The sequence below is a fragment of the Streptomyces sp. NPDC096323 genome, from assembly GCF_040302845.1.
Lineage (GTDB): Bacteria > Actinomycetota > Actinomycetes > Streptomycetales > Streptomycetaceae > Streptomyces.
This window is the reverse complement of record NZ_JBEOSI010000004.1, coordinates 620,986-635,310: the sequence shown is the minus strand read 5'-3', so window position 1 is coordinate 635,310 and position 14,325 is coordinate 620,986. Positions and strand designations below refer to the sequence as shown.

Here is a 14,325-nt window from a genome sequence, read left to right as displayed (position 1 = left end):
ATGGCTACGACCACACCAACCGGTGTGCGGGGCGGCCACGCCAAGCACGGAGGGAATGACCCCTCCAACGGCGTGCCGATGACACACCGGCAGATCATGGAAGCGCTCACCGGGCTGCTGCTCGGCATGTTCGTCGCGATTCTGTCGTCCACCGTCGTCACCAACGCCCTGCCGGAGATCATCTCCGACCTCGGCGGCGGCCAGAGCGCCTACACCTGGGTCGTCACGGCCTCGCTGCTGGCCATGACCGCGACCACCCCCCTGTGGGGCAAGCTCTCCGACCTGTTCAGCAAGAAGCTGCTGGTCCAGATAGCGCTCGTCATCTACGTCGCCGGATCGGTCGTCGCCGGTCTGTCGAACAGCGCCGGCATGCTGATCGTCTGCCGCGTGGTGCAGGGCATCGGCGTCGGCGGTCTCTCCGCCCTCGCCCAGATCGTGATGGCCGCGATGATCGCCCCGCGCGAGCGCGGCCGCTACAGCGGCTACCTCGGCGCGGTCTTCGCCATCGCCACCGTCGGCGGCCCGCTGCTCGGCGGTGTCATCACCGACACCAGCTGGATGGGCTGGCGCTGGTGCTTCTACGTCGGCGTGCCGTTCGCGGCCATCGCTCTCGTCGTGCTCCAGAAGACCCTGAAGCTCCCGGTCGTCAAGCGCGAGGTCAAGGTCGACTGGACCGGTGCCTTCTTCATCAGCGCCGCCGTCTCGCTGCTGCTCCTCTGGGTCACCTTCGCGGGCGACAAGTACGACTGGATGTCCTGGCAGACCGGCGCGATGCTCGCGGGCTCCGTGCTCCTCGGGCTGCTCTTCGTCTTCACCGAGTCCCGGGCCAGTGAGCCGATCATCCCGCTGCGGCTGTTCCGCAACCGGACGATCACGCTGGCCTCCCTGGCCTCGCTCTTCGTCGGCGTCTCGATGTTCGCGGGCACCGTCTTCTTCAGCCAGTACTTCCAGCTGGCGCGCGGCAAGTCGCCGACGATGTCCGGTGTGATGACGATCCCGATGATCGCGGGTCTGTTCCTGTCCTCGACCATCTCGGGCCAGGTCATCACAAAGACGGGCCGCTGGAAGGCGTGGCTGGTCAGCGGCGGCTTCCTGATCACGGCGGGTCTGGGCCTGCTCGGCACCATCCGGTACGACACCACGTACTGGCACATCGCGATCTACATGTTCGTGATGGGTCTCGGCATCGGCATGATGATGCAGAACCTGGTGCTCGCCACGCAGAACCAGGTCGACCCCCAGGACCTCGGCTCCGCCAGTTCCGTCGTCACGTTCTTCCGTTCGCTCGGTGGCGCCATCGGCGTCTCGGCGCTGGGCGCCGTCATGGCGAACCGGGTCACGCACTACGTGAAGGACGGTCTCGCGGACCTCGGTCCCCAGGGCGCGGCCCTGGGCCACGGCGGCACCGGCGGCGGGGGCATCCCCGACCTGGACACGCTGCCCGCTCCGTTCCGTACGGTCGTGGAGGCCGCCTACGGGCACGGCGTCGGTGACGTCTTCCTGTACGCCGCTCCCGCCGCGCTGGTCGCCTTCCTGATCACGATCTTCATCAAGGAGGTCGCGCTGAGGACGAACGCGGCCAACGACGCCCCGGCTCCGGCCGAGGCGGTGGAGCTCGCCAAGGCCCCGTCCGGTACGGCCGCCCAGGTCTCCGGGGCAGCCGCCGGCGTCACCGCCGCCGACACCCTGGAAGAAGCTCCGGTGGCCACCCCGGTGGCGCCCGTGCAGGGCACCGCGGTCCGCGGTGTGGTGCGCGGCGCAGAGGGCGCGCCCGTCGGCCGGGCAGCCGTCACGCTGATCTCACTGGGCGGCCGGCAGCTGGGCATCTCGGCCGCACAGGCCGACGGCAGCTACGGCCTGGACGCCCCGGGCGCCGGTTCGTACGTCCTGATCGCGTCGGCCGACGGCTTCCAGCCGCAGGCCTCCACCGTCGTGGTCGGCGACGAGCCGCTCACGTACGACATCCTGCTCGCCGGTACGAGCGGGCTGGGCGGGACCGTGCGGGCCGCCGAGGGCGGTTCGCCGGTCGAGGGCGCCATGGTCATCGTGACCGATGTGCGCGGCGATGTGCTGGCCACCGGCAAGTCCGGTGACGCGGGCGAGTTCACCTTCGGTGAGCTGGTCCCCGGTGCGGTGACCGTCGCGGTCAACGCGGCCGGCTTCCGTCCGCTGGCGCTGCCGGTGGAGATCGGCGGCCAGGGTGTCACCCGGGTCGACGTCGCGCTGCAGTCCGGTGCCCTGGTGCAGGGTGTCGTGCGGGCCGGTTCCGGCCGCCGTCCGCTGCCCGACGCGCGGGTCACGCTGGTCGACGCGGCAGGCAACGTGGTCGCCACCTCGACGACCGGGGAGGACGGGGCGTACGCCTTCGCCGACCTGGACGCGGGCGAGTACTCGGTCATCGCGACCGGCTACCCGCCGGTGGCCGGCTCCCTGACCGTGGCCGGTCGCGGGGTCGACGGCCACGACATCGAGCTCGCCCACCCGGGCGAGTAGTCCGTCCGGGATTCCCCCGGGCACGTAAGACCCCTGGCGGGACGGCACACTTCGAGCGGAGAGGCTGTCCGGGCCGGCGGAAGAATGGGCCCCGGCGGTGGGGACGGCAGGCAGGGGACGGCCTGCCGCCCCCGCCCCGGGGCCCGACTCATTGAGTGACCCGCTCCTCGAAGGGGCGGGGCATTGAGCAAGGAGAGAAAACGGGATGGGACTTCGCGCACAGGTACGCACGCGGGACGGCTGGGCCGTCCAGCACGCGGTCGTGACGGTCACCGACATGACCGGTACGCAGGTGCTGCGGGCCGCCGCCGACGAGGACGGGGCGGTGCGCACCGACGCACCGCTGTCCGCCGGCGCGTACACCGTGATCGTGACGGCGGTCGGGTACGCCCCCGCCGCCTCCACGGCCCTCGTCACGGCGAGCGGCCTGATCGAGGCCGGGGCGGTGGTGCTGGCGCGCCAGGGCGGCGTGGAGCTGCCGCCGCCGGGCGCCTGGTCGCTGGATCCGGCGCACTCCTCGGTGGGCGCGGTGGCGCAGCACCTGGGGATCTCCAGCGTGCACGGCCGGTTCACCGATTTCGGCGGCCGGATCGAGATCGCCGAGGACGTCGCGCACTCCCGCGTGGACGCGGTCATCAACGCGGCGAGCATCGACACGGGCAACGGCATGCGGGACAAGCACCTGCGGTCCCCCGACTTCCTCGACACGGACCGCTTCCCGGAGATCACGTACCGCTCCGCCGGGCTGACCCCGGCCGGACCCGACCGCTGGACCGTGCACGGCGCGCTGTCGCTGCACGGCGTGGAGCGCCCGGTCGATCTGGACCTCAGCTACCTCGGCACCGGCCCGGACCCGTGGGGCGGCGTCCGCGCGGCGTTCCGTGCCACGGCCGAGCTGCGCCGCGAGGACTTCGCGATGAACTACAACCAGGTCGTCCAGGCGGGCATCTCGGCGATCGGCACGACGCTGCGGGTGGAGCTCGACATCCAGGCCGTGCAGGGCGATTCCCTGCCCGCCGTCTGAGCGCGGGGTCGTAGGGTCGGGTCCATGGCATCGAACATCGCGACCAACACCGCCGTGGAACTGGACGACTTGCTGGCGTTCGTACGGCCACGGCACCGGGCGATCCTGCTGACCACCCGGTCCGACGGCCGACCCCAGGGCTCCCCGCTCACCTGCGGCGTCGACGACGCGGGCCGGATCGTCGTCTCGACGTACCCGGAACGCGCCAAGACCCGCAACGCGAAGCGGGACGAGCGGGTGAGCGTGATCGTCCTGTCCGACGAGTGGAACGGGCCCTGGGTGCAGATCGACGGCTCGGCCGAGGTGATCGACTCCCCGGATTCGGTCGAGCCGCTCGTCGAGTACTTCCGGAACATCTCGGGGGAGCACCCCGACTGGGACGAGTACCGGGCGGCGATGGTGAAGCAGGGCAAGTCGATCATCAGGATCACCCCCGAGCGGTGGGGTCCGATCGCCACGGGCGGCTTCCCGGCGCACCTGGCCTCGGGCAGCTGACCTCGGTGATGGTTCCGCCTCCTCCGCCCGAACTGCTCGCCCGCGCCCGGCTGCTGGCCGGGCCCGAGGTCGGCCCCGCCATGGAGCAGGCCCTTGAGCGGATCACCGGCCGCCCCGTGGAGCGCGACGGCGCCGCCGGTGGCGGACCCTATGTGTACGTGGGGGCCGCGCTGCCCGACGCGCTGCGCGGGGACGGTCTGGTGTGGTTCCACAGCGTGAACGCCGGTACGGACGCCCTGCTGGGCGCCGGGCCGTGGCCCTCCGGCGCGCTGCTGACCCGGACGGTGGGCCGGATGGGCGAGCGGATCGCGCAGTACGTGCTGGCCTGGGTGCTGGCCGAGTGCCAGTCGGTCCCGGAGTTCGCCGCGCAGCACGCCCGCTCCGAGTGGCGCCGGATCCCCTCGGAGCTCGTGGCCGGGCAGACCGCCGTGGTGCACGGCACCGGCCGGATCGGCTCGGCCGTCGCCGGGCTGCTGCGGTCGTGCGGCATCCGGACGGTGGGCGTGGCACGCACCCCGCGCGAGGCGCCGCCGGGCTTCGACGAGATGGTCGCGGCGGACGCTCCCGTGGCCGCCCGCTGGGTGATCTCCGCACTGCCGCTGACGGACGCGACGGCCGGGTACTTCGGCGCTGACCGGTTCGCGGCCATGGGCGGGGCCACCTTCGTCAACGTGGGCCGGGGGGCGACCATGGACCTGGTCGCGTTGGAGGCGGCGCTGCACGCGGGATCGGTGGGGCGGGCGGTCCTCGACGTGCTGCCGGACGAGCCCGCCGCGCCCGGTGACCCCTGCTGGCGGCTTCCCCGTACGGTGATCACCTCGCACTCCGCGGGCATCACGGCCGACGACGACATCCTCGCGGACTTCACGGCCTGCCTGCGCGACCTGACGGCGGGACGGATGCCCGCGCTCGCCGTGGACACGGGGCGCGGCTACTGACAGGTCGGGCGCGGGCGGTTACTGGCGCGGTCGGTCACTGACGGGGGCGGGCCTGGTCCTGTCCGGCCTCCGGGGACCGCTCGCGCTCACGCATCGCGTCGATCCCCGCGATCAGCAGGTCGAGCGCGAACGCGAAGTCCCGCTCGTGCATCTCGTGCACGGTCTCGGCGCCCCGGGCCTCGATGAGGTCCTGCGAGTCCTTCAGGAGCGGGCCCATCTGCGGCTGCCCCTGCATGGCCGCCATCGCCTGCTGGAAGTACTCGTCCTGGGTGAGCCCCGCCTCGGCACTGCGCTGGGCGAACTGCCCCTCGACGGTGCTGAATCCGTACACGAACTGGAAGACCGCCGAGAGCGCGCCGGTCTGCCGTCCCAGCGGGAGGCCGGTCGCACGGACCACGTCCTGGATGGCGTACGCCATGAGCATCGCGTGCGGACCCACGTTGAGGAACTTCCCGACGAGCGGGGAGACCCACACGTGCCGGACCAGCAGCGCCCGGTACGCGCTCGCCAGCGCGCGCAGCCGGTCCTCCCAGGGCCCGTCCTCGCGCGGCGGGTCGATCTCGCTGTAGACCGAGTCGAGGGCCAGTTCCAGCAGGTCGTCCTTGGTGTCGACGTACCAGTAGAGGGACATCGCCGTGACGTTCAGCTCGGCGGCGAGCCGGCGCATGGAGAACTTGGCGAGGCCCTCGGCGTCCAGCAGCCGGACCGTCGCCGCGGTGATCCTGTCGCGGTCGAGCCCCGCGGGCTGGTCCGGTTTCCGGGAGCGCGACGGTGGCCGGTGGTTCAGCCACACGCTGGTCCGGGCAGGGTCCTTCGCGCGGTCGGCCGCGGACACCATGGCGCACTCCCTCGTCTCGCCGGGCGGGCCCACCGGTTGCGTACCGCCTGCCCCGTAAGCGGAGCGGTACGGTCCGGCAGGCCCCGCCTGATGCTATGCCGCTGCCGCGGCCGGTTGAGCCCGCTCCGATTCTCCTCGCTCGGCCCGGCGCAGCAGCACCGCGGCCAGCAGTCCGCCGGCCAGCACGGCCACGGCCCCGACCAGCATGCTGGTCTCGAGCCCCGAGGAGAACGCGTCCGTGATCCGCTGCCGCTCCCCCTCCCCGCTGGCGGCGGCCAGGGCGGCGGGCAGCGAGGCCGCGCCGACGGCGGACGGGACGAGCGCCGCGAACCGGGAGTTCAGGACCGCGCCGAGGACCGCGACTCCGAGGCCGTTGCCGCATTCGGCGAGGGTGCCGTTGACGCCCGCGCCGACACCGGCCTTCTCGGGCGGGATCGCGCTCATGATCGCGTTGGCCATGGCGGGCATGGCGAGCGCGATGCCCGCACCCATCACGACCAGGCCGAGGAGCGTCCCGCCGTAGCCGTCTCCGCCCAGCAGCGCGATCGCGCCCAGTCCCGCGGCGAGCAGCCCCATCCCGGAGGCGATGGTGACAGGCGTGCCGAGCTTGGGCACCATCCGAGCGCCGAGCCCGGTGAGGTTGAGCGCGACGACGCTGAGTGCCAGCGGCGCCGTGCGCAGGCCGGCCTCCAGCGGACCGTAACCGAGCACGAACTGGAGCTGCTGGGTGAGCAGGAAGAGCGAGCCGCCCATGCCGAACGCGACCAGGATCGCGCCCGCGACCGCGCCGATGAACCGCTGGTTGCGGAAGAAGTGCATGTCCAGCATCGGGTAGGGGATGTGCAGCTCCCACAGCACGAAGCCGGTGAGGACGGCCACGCCGATGAAGGCGGTGAGCAGCACCCGGCCCGACGTCCAGCCCTGTCCCGGGCCGGAGATGATCGCGTACACGACCGCGGCCATGCCGATGGTGGAGAGCAGCGCGCCGAGCAGATCGGGGCGCTCGCCGCTCGGGTTCTTCGACTCGGGGACCAGCCGCGCCACGGCCACCAGGCCGATCACCGCGACGGGGATGTTGATCAGGAAGATCGCGCCCCACCAGAAGTGGTCGAGCATGACCCCGCCGATCAGCGGTCCGACGGCGAAACCGAGCGAGCTGACGGTCGACCAGATGCCGATGGCCTTCACCCGCTCGGTGGCGTCGAAGATCTGCACGACGACGGCAAGGGTCGTGGTCATCAGCAGCGCTCCGCCGATGCCCATGCCGGCGCGGGCGGCGATCAGCTGCGCGGACGACTGGGCGAGCCCGGCCACCAGGGAGCCGATCCCGAACAGGGCGAGCCCGGCGATCAGCATCTTCTTGCGCCCGTAGCGGTCCGCCGAGCTGCCCGCGGTCAGCAGCAGTCCCGACTGGACGAGCGAATAGGCGTTGATCATCCACTGCACATCGGCGGTGGAGGCGTCCAGTTCCCGGGTGAGGGAGGGGATCGCGACGTTGAGGACGGTGTTGTCGAGCAGCACGGTGAGCTGGGCGAGGCAGATGACGCCGAGGATCAGCCAGCGTTGCGGATGACTCGGCGCCGAGAGGCGGTTCGGCTCGGCGGAGGTCGCCGTCATACGGACTCCCAAGCGGTCTTATACGGTGTACGGGGGATGAGACGTACACCGTATAGCTGTGCCGGGTACACCTACAACCGACTTTCGCGCGGTACGTTTCCGGTCGCTGATCCGACAAGGGCTGGAGTGGTATGTCACTGCGTCGTCGTACGGTGGAAGTCCTGCTGGTTGCCGGGCTGTTGGGGGCGGCGCTCGCGCCTCCCGCGGCGGCCGCGGGGCACGGTCGGGGGCAGCTGGTGCCGCTCCGCGTCGTCACGTACAACATCCATGCGGGCGCCGGCATGGACAACGTCTTCGATCTCGACCGGCAGGTGGCCGAGCTCCGCTCGCTGGACGCGGATGTGATCGGGCTCCAGGAGGTCGACGTCCACTGGGGCGACCGCAGTCAGGGCCGTGATCTGGCGGCCGAGCTGGCCGAACGGCTGGACATGCAGGTGTCGTTCGCCCCGATCTACAGCCTCGATCCGGTGACGCCGGGCGCCCCGAGGCGCGAGTTCGGCGTGGCGGTGCTGTCCCGGCACCGGATCGTGAGCGCGGAGAACCACGACATCACCCGGCTCTCCACCCAGGACCCGAACCCGGTCCCGGCACCCGCCCCAGGCTTCGGCGAAGTGGTGCTCCGGGTGAAGGGGGTCCCCGTGCACGTGTACGCGACGCACCTCGACTACCGGGGCGACCCGTCCGTACGGACCGCCCAGGTGGCCGACACCCGCCGGATCATGGCGGAGGACCAGGCGGCCGAGGGGCGGCCGGTGCACCAGATCCTGCTCGGCGACTTCAACGCGGAGCCCACCGCGCCGGAGCTGGCCCCGCTGTGGGAGACCCTCGAGGACGCCGAGCCGGGCGGGCCGACCTACCCGGCGCTGAACCCGGTGAAGCGGATCGACTACGTGGCGGTCTCGAAGGACACCGTGCGGGTACGCGACGCGGCGGTGGCCGGGACACTCGCCTCGGACCACCGCCCTGTCGTCGCAAACCTGCTGCTGAGGCGCTGAGCCCCGGCGTCGGTCAGCCGCTCTTCACTGGTCAGCCGGTCTTCGGCTGTCAGCCGGTCTTCACTGGTCAGCCGGTCTTCGGCTGGGTCAGGTCGTAGAAGGTCGCGCTGCCGGCCGTGACCTCCTTGAAGTTCTCCTCCACCCACGAGGAGATCTGCGACGCGCTTCCGCTGCCGCCCATGCCGCCGCCGCCCTGGCCGCCGGAGATGAAGTAGTGGATCCGGCCGTCCTCGACGTACTTCTTGAACTGGGAGAGCGTCGGGGACGGGTCGCTTCCGTTGAATCCGCCGATCGCCATCACCGGGTCGCCGGTGGCGAGCTGGTAGCTCGCTGCGTTCTGCGAGCCGATGGCCGCCGCGGCCCAGGTGTAGTCGTCGGCGTTCATCTCCAGGAGCTTCCTGGCCTCGGCGCCGACGGACGCGCCGTTGAGCAGTCCGCCCATGCCGCCGCCCCCACCGGCGCGCTCGCCCATGCCGGGCATGGCGCCGGTGCCGGCGGCGCCCTGCTTCCAGCCCTGGCCCTGGCCCTGCGGGGTCCCGGTCGGGGGCCGGCCCATGCCGCCGCCCTGCTGGTTGCCCTGCCGGTTGCCCTGCCCGGGAGGCTGCATCCCGCCGCCACCGGGGCCACGGCCGCCGCCACCACCGCCGGGGCCGCCCATCCCGCCGGAGGACGGTCCCGCTGTGACGATCGAGCCCTGGTGCCCGGTGTTCAGCGTGCTCACGGTGTACGAGACCGGCCCCGCCAGGGACGCGACGAAGCCCAGCCCCACGGCGGCGAGCGCCAGTTGGCGCCCCAGCCGGGACACGAGCAGCAGGCCGAGCGCACCGGCGATCCCCGTGCCGAGCACCGTCGGCCGCAGCCACGGCTGGTAGTCCGGGGTCCGCCCCAGCAGCACGTACGACCAGTACGCCGTCACGCCCACCGTGACCGCGAGCGCGGCGCCCGCCCACCAGCGCGACCGCTCCTCCCACAGCACCGTGGCACCCATGCCGATCAGCGCCGCGAGGTAGGGGGCCAGGGCCACCGTGTAGTACTGGTGGAAGATGCCGGCCATGAAGCTGAAGACGGCCGCGGTCATCAGCAGCGAACTGCCCCAGGCCAGGAAGGCCGCCCGGGCCGTATCCGTCCGCTGCGCCCGCCACGTCAGCCAGATGCCCGCGGCCAGCAGGATCAGTGCGGCGGGCAGCAGCCAGGAGATCTGGCTGCCGATCTCGGAGTTGAACATCCGGCCGATGCCGGTCTCGCCCCACTGACCGCCACCACCGCCGCCTCCGCCTCCGCCACCGCCACCGCCGACGCTGCCGGTCTCCTCGCCGTTGATCCGGCCGAGCCCGTTGTAGCCGAAGGTCAGCTCCAGGAACGAGTTGTTCTGCGAGCCGCCGATGTACGGACGCGAGGAGGCGGGCCACAGTTCGACGACCGCCACCCACCAGCCGCCGGCCACCACCATCGCCAGCGCCGCCAGGCCCAGCTGGCCGAACCTCTTGCGTACGGAGACCGGCGCGAACACCGCGTACAGCACCGCGAGCGGCGGCAGGATCAGGAACGCCTGCAAGGTCTTCGACAGGAAGGCCAGACCGACCGCCACGCCCGCCCAGACCAGCCACTTCGTGCGGCCGCTCTCCATCGCGCGCAGCACGCAGTAGACGGTGACCGTCATCAGCAGCGCGAGCAGCGCGTCCGGGTTGTTGAAGCGGAACATCAGCGCGGCGACGGGCGTGAGCGCGAACACCGCCATGGTGATCAGCCCGGCGGCGGCGCTGAACCGGCGGCGTACGGAGGCGTAGAGCACCCCGGCCGTCGCCGCACCCATCAGGACCTGCGGGGCCAGGATCGCCCAGGAGCTCAGGCCGAGGATCCGCACCGACAGGGCCATCGGCCAGAGGGTGGCCGGGGGCTTGTCGACGGTGATGGCGTTGGCCGAGTCGAGCGAGCCGAAGAAGAAGGCCTTCCAGCTCTGGCTGCCGGCCTGCACGGCCGCGGAGTAGAAGGAGTTGGCGTAGCCGGAGGCGCTGAGGTTCCACAGGTACGCCAGCGTGATGACCAGCAGCGTGGCGAGGAAGGCCGGGCGCACCCAGCGGGGGTCCTCGGGCCGGCCGCGCCACACGCGGTGCGGCAGCGAGGGGCCGGGGCGTGCGGGGGCCGCCACGCTCTGGGGCGGGGCCGGGAGGTGGTCGAGCGTGGTCATCGGACGTTCCTCAGTTCGTGGTGGGTGTGATCGGCCGGGCTGTCCGCCGGGACGGCGGCGGGGCGGGGCATGTCACCGCCGCGGTCGCGGTCCGGGAAGACCCAGGCGCGGAAGAGCAGGAACCGCAGCACCGTCGCCGCGAGGTTGGCCGCGATCAGCACGGCGAGTTCGGTGCCGTGCGAGGGCGAACCCGACGCCGCCCCCAGGGCGGCCAGCGAACCGCTGGTGAGGGCAAGACCGATGGCGAAGACCACCAGGCCCTGCGCCTGGTGGCGTACGGCCCCGCCCCGGCCGCGTACCCCGAAGGTGAGCCTCCGGTTGGCTGCCGTGTTGGCGACGGCCGACACCAGCAGCGCGCCGCCGTTGGCGATCTGCGGGCCGGCGCCCTGCCGGAAGAGGGAGTACAGAAGGAGGTAGCAGAGCGTCGAAAGGGCTCCCACGACGCAGAAGCCGACCAGTTGCCGGGCCAGTCCGCCCGGCACCCCGCCGATCCCGCGGTCGCGCGGGTCGTCGCCGAAGGGCCGTGCCAGACGGTCCAGTGGCAGCGCGCCGACGGCCAGCGCACGCCCCACCCGCCACACGCCCTTCAGGTCCTCGGTGGCGGTCCGCACGATGTGGACGGTCGTGTCCGGGTCGTCGACCCAGTCGACCGGCACCTCGTGGATGCGCAGCCCGGCCCGCTCGGCGAGCACCAGCATCTCGGTGTCGAAGAACCACCCCGTGTCCTCGACCATCGGCAGCAGCCGCTGCGCGACCTCCCGCCGGATCGCCTTGAACCCGCACTGCGCGTCGCTGAACCGGGCGGCCAGCGACGAACGCAGGATGATGTTGTACGCCCGCGAGATGAACTCCCGCTTCGTCCCCCTCACCACCCGCGAACTGCGTGCCAGCCGCGAGCCGATGGCCAGGTCCGAATGCCCGGAGATCAGCGGCGCGACCAGCGGGAGCAGCGCGTTGAGGTCGGTGGACAGGTCCACGTCCATATAGGCGAGGACCGGGGCGTCCGAGTGCGACCAGACGGTGCGCAGCGCCCGCCCGCGGCCCTTCTCCTCCAGCCGGTACGCGCGCACCCGGGGCAGCGAGCGGGCGAGCCGCTGCGCCACTTCGGGCGTCCGGTCGGTGCTCGCGTTGTCCGCGACGGTGATCCGGAAGGCGTAGGGGAAGGTGCGGGCCAGATGGTCGTGCAGCCGCAGCACGCACGGCTCCAGGTCCTTCTCCTCGTTGTAGACGGGGACCACCACATCGAGTACGGGGGCGCCTGCCGCGTCGCCCGCGCCGGCCAGGAGGTGGTCCCGGGCCGGCAAGGTGCTCCAGGGAGTGTCGGTTCGCATGACACCGACACTCGCCAACCGCGCTGTCACACCCGTGTGGTGAGCCTGTGGTCCGGCTGTGAGTACGGACCGGCCGCCACCGGCGAGATGCCGTCCGCCGGCAGATGGACGGCGAACACCGTGTCGCCCGGCACCGAACGCACCTCGGCGACCCCGCCGTGCGCGGTGGTGACGGCCTGCACGATCGCGAGCCCGAGCCCCGTCGACCCGGCGTGCCGGGAGCGCGACGCGTCCCCGCGCGCGAACCGCTCGAAGACGTGCGGCAGCAGCTCGGGGGAGATGCCCGGACCGTTGTCCCGGACCTCCAGGGTCACCCAGGGGTTCCCGGCCTCCGCGAGCACCCTGGCCGTGACCGTGGTCCCGGGCGGGGTGTGCGTACGGGCGTTGGCCAGCAGGTTGACCAGGACCTGCTGGATCCTGGTCGGGTCGGCGCGTACGGTCGCGGGCGCCTCGGGCAGCTCCAGCCGCCAGTGATGAGCGGGCCCGGACCCGTCCCCGGCGGCGGCGCGCCCCGTGACGCGTGCGTCGCTCACCGCGTCGACGACGAGCGGGGAGAGATCGGTGCTCTCGTAACTGAGCGGCCGGCCGGCGTCCAGCCGGGCGAGCAGCAGCAGATCCTCGACCATGCCCGTCATGCGCTGCGCCTCGGACTCGATCCGCCCGAGTGCGTGCCGGGTGTCGGGGCCGGTGTTCTCCCGTCCGCGGCGGGTGAGTTCGGCGTACCCGCGAATCGAGGCCAGCGGGGTGCGCAGCTCGTGGCTGGCGTCGGCGACGAACTGGCGTACCCGCATCTCGCTCTTCTGGCGCGCGTCCAGGGCCGAACCGACGTGTCCCAGCATGCGGTTGAGGGCCGCGCCGACCTGGCCGACCTCGGTGCGCGGATCCGCCTCGGCGTCCGGGACGCGTTCGAAGAGTGCCACCTCGCCGCTGTGCAGCGGGAGTTCGGATACGCGCGTGGCGGTGGCGACGACGCGGCGCAGCGGCCGCAGGGCGACGCCGACCATGGCGGCGCCCGCGATCCCGGCGGCGATCAGCCCGGCGCCGGTGACGCAGACCTCGACGAGGACGAGCGTGGTGAGGGCCCGGCTCACCTCGGTGGTGGGGATGCCGACGAGGACGGTCGTGCCGTCGCTCGCGGGGGCGGTGACCCTGACCCGGTAGCCGCCGAGGCCCGGCAGCTCGACGTCGTGCGCCTCGCGGTCCGCGGGGACCCGGGCCGCCTCCAGGGCGGCCTCCTGCGCGGCGGTCAGCGGTGCGGTGTTCTCCGTCGCGTCGGGCCCGCCGTCCTTCACGAGCACCGAATCGGTGACCTCGCCGTGTTCGTACAGCGCGCCGAACGTCTTGAGCGGCTGGCCGCCCATCCCGATGAAGCGGAGCGGCTCCCCGTCCTGGCCGTCCTTGGGCCCGCCGGGAACGGGCGCACCCGGCATCCGCTCTGCCCGGACCGCGATGTCGCGGAGCTGGCCGTCCAGCTTCCCGTACATGTAGGTGTGGAAGGCGATGGCGGTGACCGTGCCGATCACGGCCGCGACCACGGCGATCAGCGAGACGGCGGAGACGACGAGCCGGGTCCGCAGCGTCCACGGCCCCTTCCCCAGCCGTCTCACGCGGCCGCCCGTCCCCCGCGACCGGCGCACGCGCCTACTCACCGGGCTTGATGAGATACCCGGCCCCGCGCCGGGTGTGGATCATCGGCGAGCGTCCGGCGTCGATCTTCTTGCGCAGGTACGAGATGTAGAGCTCGACGACGTTGGCCTGGCCCCCGAAGTCGTAGTTCCAGACCCGGTCCAGTATCTGCGCCTTGCTCAGTACCCGGCGCGGATTGCGCATCAGGAAGCGCAGGAGCTCGAACTCGGTCGCGGTGAGGTGGATGTTCGCGCCGCCCCGGCTCACCTCGTGGCTGTCCTCGTCCAGCATCAGGTCGCCGACGACGAGCGTCGACTCGCTGCGTACCGCCGCCGTGCCGGAGCGCCGGATCAGCCCGCGCAGCCGGGCGACGACCTCCTCCAGGGAGAACGGCTTGGTGACGTAGTCGTCGCCGCCCGCCGTGAGCCCGGCGATCCGGTCCTCCACGGAGTCCCGGGCGGTCAGGAACAGCACGGGCACATCGGACAGCTCCCGGCGCAGCCGGCCGAGCACGGCGAGGCCGTCCGTGTCGGGCAGCATCACGTCGAGGATCACCGCGTCGGGCCGGAACTCCCGTGCCGTGCGCAGGGCGCCGGCGCCGTCCCCCGCGCTGCGGACCTCCCAGCCCTCGTAGCGAAGCGCCATGGAGAGGAGTTCGGCCAGCGGGGCCTCGTCGTCCACGACCAGGACCCGGACGGGCGTCCGGTCCGGCCTGAGCAGTTCGGTACGCCCCTGGGGCGAGGTCGTCGTCGTCATGGGGCCACCCTCCGAGACGCCCCT

The 14,325-nt window shown here is 72.4% G+C and carries 11 protein-coding genes; 5 read left to right on the top strand and 6 right to left on the bottom strand.

The annotated features are described in order from the left end of the window. Window positions 1-78 precede the first annotated feature (78 nt). The 4 genes from ABTX18_RS14215 to ABTX18_RS14200 all read left to right on the top strand — a co-directional run bounded on the left by ABTX18_RS14215 (window position 79) and on the right by ABTX18_RS14200 (window position 4,950). Window positions 79-2,493, top strand: coding sequence for an MFS transporter (locus ABTX18_RS14215; protein ID WP_503061149.1), 2,415 nt, complete (start codon window positions 79-81; stop codon window positions 2,491-2,493). Window positions 2,494-2,698: 205 nt separating this feature from the next. Continuing rightward, on the top strand, window positions 2,699-3,517 hold the full coding sequence (locus ABTX18_RS14210; RefSeq protein WP_352122989.1) for a YceI family protein: 819 nt from the start codon (window positions 2,699-2,701) through the stop codon (window positions 3,515-3,517). Between the two features lie 24 nt (window positions 3,518-3,541). After that, a complete protein-coding gene (locus tag ABTX18_RS14205; RefSeq protein ID WP_352122988.1) occupies window positions 3,542-4,012 on the top strand; it encodes a PPOX class F420-dependent oxidoreductase in 471 nt (156 codons plus the stop codon). A gap of 8 nt (window positions 4,013-4,020) precedes the next feature. Then, window positions 4,021-4,950 (top strand): NAD(P)-dependent oxidoreductase, encoded by a 930-nt coding sequence (locus ABTX18_RS14200; RefSeq protein WP_352122987.1) that lies wholly within the window; start codon window positions 4,021-4,023, stop codon window positions 4,948-4,950. A gap of 34 nt (window positions 4,951-4,984) precedes the next feature. Here ABTX18_RS14200 and ABTX18_RS14195 read toward each other — a convergent pair whose 3' ends face one another. Beyond that, a complete protein-coding gene (locus tag ABTX18_RS14195) occupies window positions 4,985-5,788 on the bottom strand; it encodes a TetR/AcrR family transcriptional regulator (protein ID WP_352122986.1) in 804 nt (267 codons plus the stop codon). A 93-nt stretch (window positions 5,789-5,881) separates the two neighbouring features. Next, entirely contained in the window at window positions 5,882-7,405 is a 1,524-nt protein-coding gene (locus ABTX18_RS14190; RefSeq protein WP_352122985.1) for an MFS transporter, read from the bottom strand. Between the two features lie 131 nt (window positions 7,406-7,536). On the opposite strand from ABTX18_RS14190, the gene ABTX18_RS14185 reads away from it, so the two are divergent. Beyond that, the gene (locus tag ABTX18_RS14185; protein ID WP_352122984.1) at window positions 7,537-8,400 is read left to right on the top strand and encodes an endonuclease/exonuclease/phosphatase family protein; all 864 of its coding nucleotides are present in this window, start codon (window positions 7,537-7,539) and stop codon (window positions 8,398-8,400) included. Between the two features lie 67 nt (window positions 8,401-8,467). Here ABTX18_RS14185 and ABTX18_RS14180 read toward each other — a convergent pair whose 3' ends face one another. The 4 genes from ABTX18_RS14180 to ABTX18_RS14165 are packed head-to-tail and all read right to left on the bottom strand — an operon-like array spanning window position 8,468 to window position 14,301. Further along, window positions 8,468-10,588: an ArnT family glycosyltransferase gene (locus tag ABTX18_RS14180; RefSeq protein WP_352122983.1), complete on the bottom strand. Its 2,121-nt coding sequence runs from the start codon at window positions 10,586-10,588 to the stop codon at window positions 8,468-8,470. Then, window positions 10,585-11,919, bottom strand: coding sequence for a bifunctional glycosyltransferase family 2/GtrA family protein (locus ABTX18_RS14175; RefSeq protein ID WP_352122982.1), 1,335 nt, complete (start codon window positions 11,917-11,919; stop codon window positions 10,585-10,587). Before ABTX18_RS14175 ends, ABTX18_RS14180 begins: the two co-directional genes overlap by 4 nt. A gap of 26 nt (window positions 11,920-11,945) precedes the next feature. Next, the gene (locus ABTX18_RS14170) at window positions 11,946-13,517 is read right to left on the bottom strand and encodes a HAMP domain-containing sensor histidine kinase (RefSeq protein WP_352123096.1); all 1,572 of its coding nucleotides are present in this window, start codon (window positions 13,515-13,517) and stop codon (window positions 11,946-11,948) included. A 43-nt stretch (window positions 13,518-13,560) separates the two neighbouring features. Next, window positions 13,561-14,301, bottom strand: coding sequence for a response regulator transcription factor (locus ABTX18_RS14165; protein ID WP_352122981.1), 741 nt, complete (start codon window positions 14,299-14,301; stop codon window positions 13,561-13,563). Between the last annotated feature and the right edge of the window lie 24 nt (window positions 14,302-14,325).

What these genes read in the sequence shown, in the direction of transcription:
- ABTX18_RS14205 (WP_352122988.1), top strand. Translation starts at nt 3,542, where the DNA reads ATGGCATCGAACATCGCGACCAACACCGCCGTGGAACTGGACGACTTG.
- ABTX18_RS14185 (WP_352122984.1), top strand. Translation starts at nt 7,537, where the DNA reads ATGTCACTGCGTCGTCGTACGGTGGAAGTCCTGCTGGTTGCCGGGCTG.
- ABTX18_RS14165 (WP_352122981.1), bottom strand. Translation starts at nt 14,301, where the DNA reads ATGACGACGACGACCTCGCCCCAGGGGCGTACCGAACTGCTCAGGCCG.
- ABTX18_RS14175 (WP_352122982.1), bottom strand. Translation starts at nt 11,919, where the DNA reads ATGCGAACCGACACTCCCTGGAGCACCTTGCCGGCCCGGGACCACCTC.
- ABTX18_RS14200 (WP_352122987.1), top strand. Translation starts at nt 4,021, where the DNA reads ATGGTTCCGCCTCCTCCGCCCGAACTGCTCGCCCGCGCCCGGCTGCTG.
- ABTX18_RS14210 (WP_352122989.1), top strand. Translation starts at nt 2,699, where the DNA reads ATGGGACTTCGCGCACAGGTACGCACGCGGGACGGCTGGGCCGTCCAG.
- ABTX18_RS14180 (WP_352122983.1), bottom strand. Translation starts at nt 10,588, where the DNA reads ATGACCACGCTCGACCACCTCCCGGCCCCGCCCCAGAGCGTGGCGGCC.
- ABTX18_RS14215 (WP_503061149.1), top strand. Translation starts at nt 79, where the DNA reads ATGACACACCGGCAGATCATGGAAGCGCTCACCGGGCTGCTGCTCGGC.
- ABTX18_RS14190 (WP_352122985.1), bottom strand. Translation starts at nt 7,405, where the DNA reads ATGACGGCGACCTCCGCCGAGCCGAACCGCCTCTCGGCGCCGAGTCAT.
- ABTX18_RS14195 (WP_352122986.1), bottom strand. Translation starts at nt 5,788, where the DNA reads ATGGTGTCCGCGGCCGACCGCGCGAAGGACCCTGCCCGGACCAGCGTG.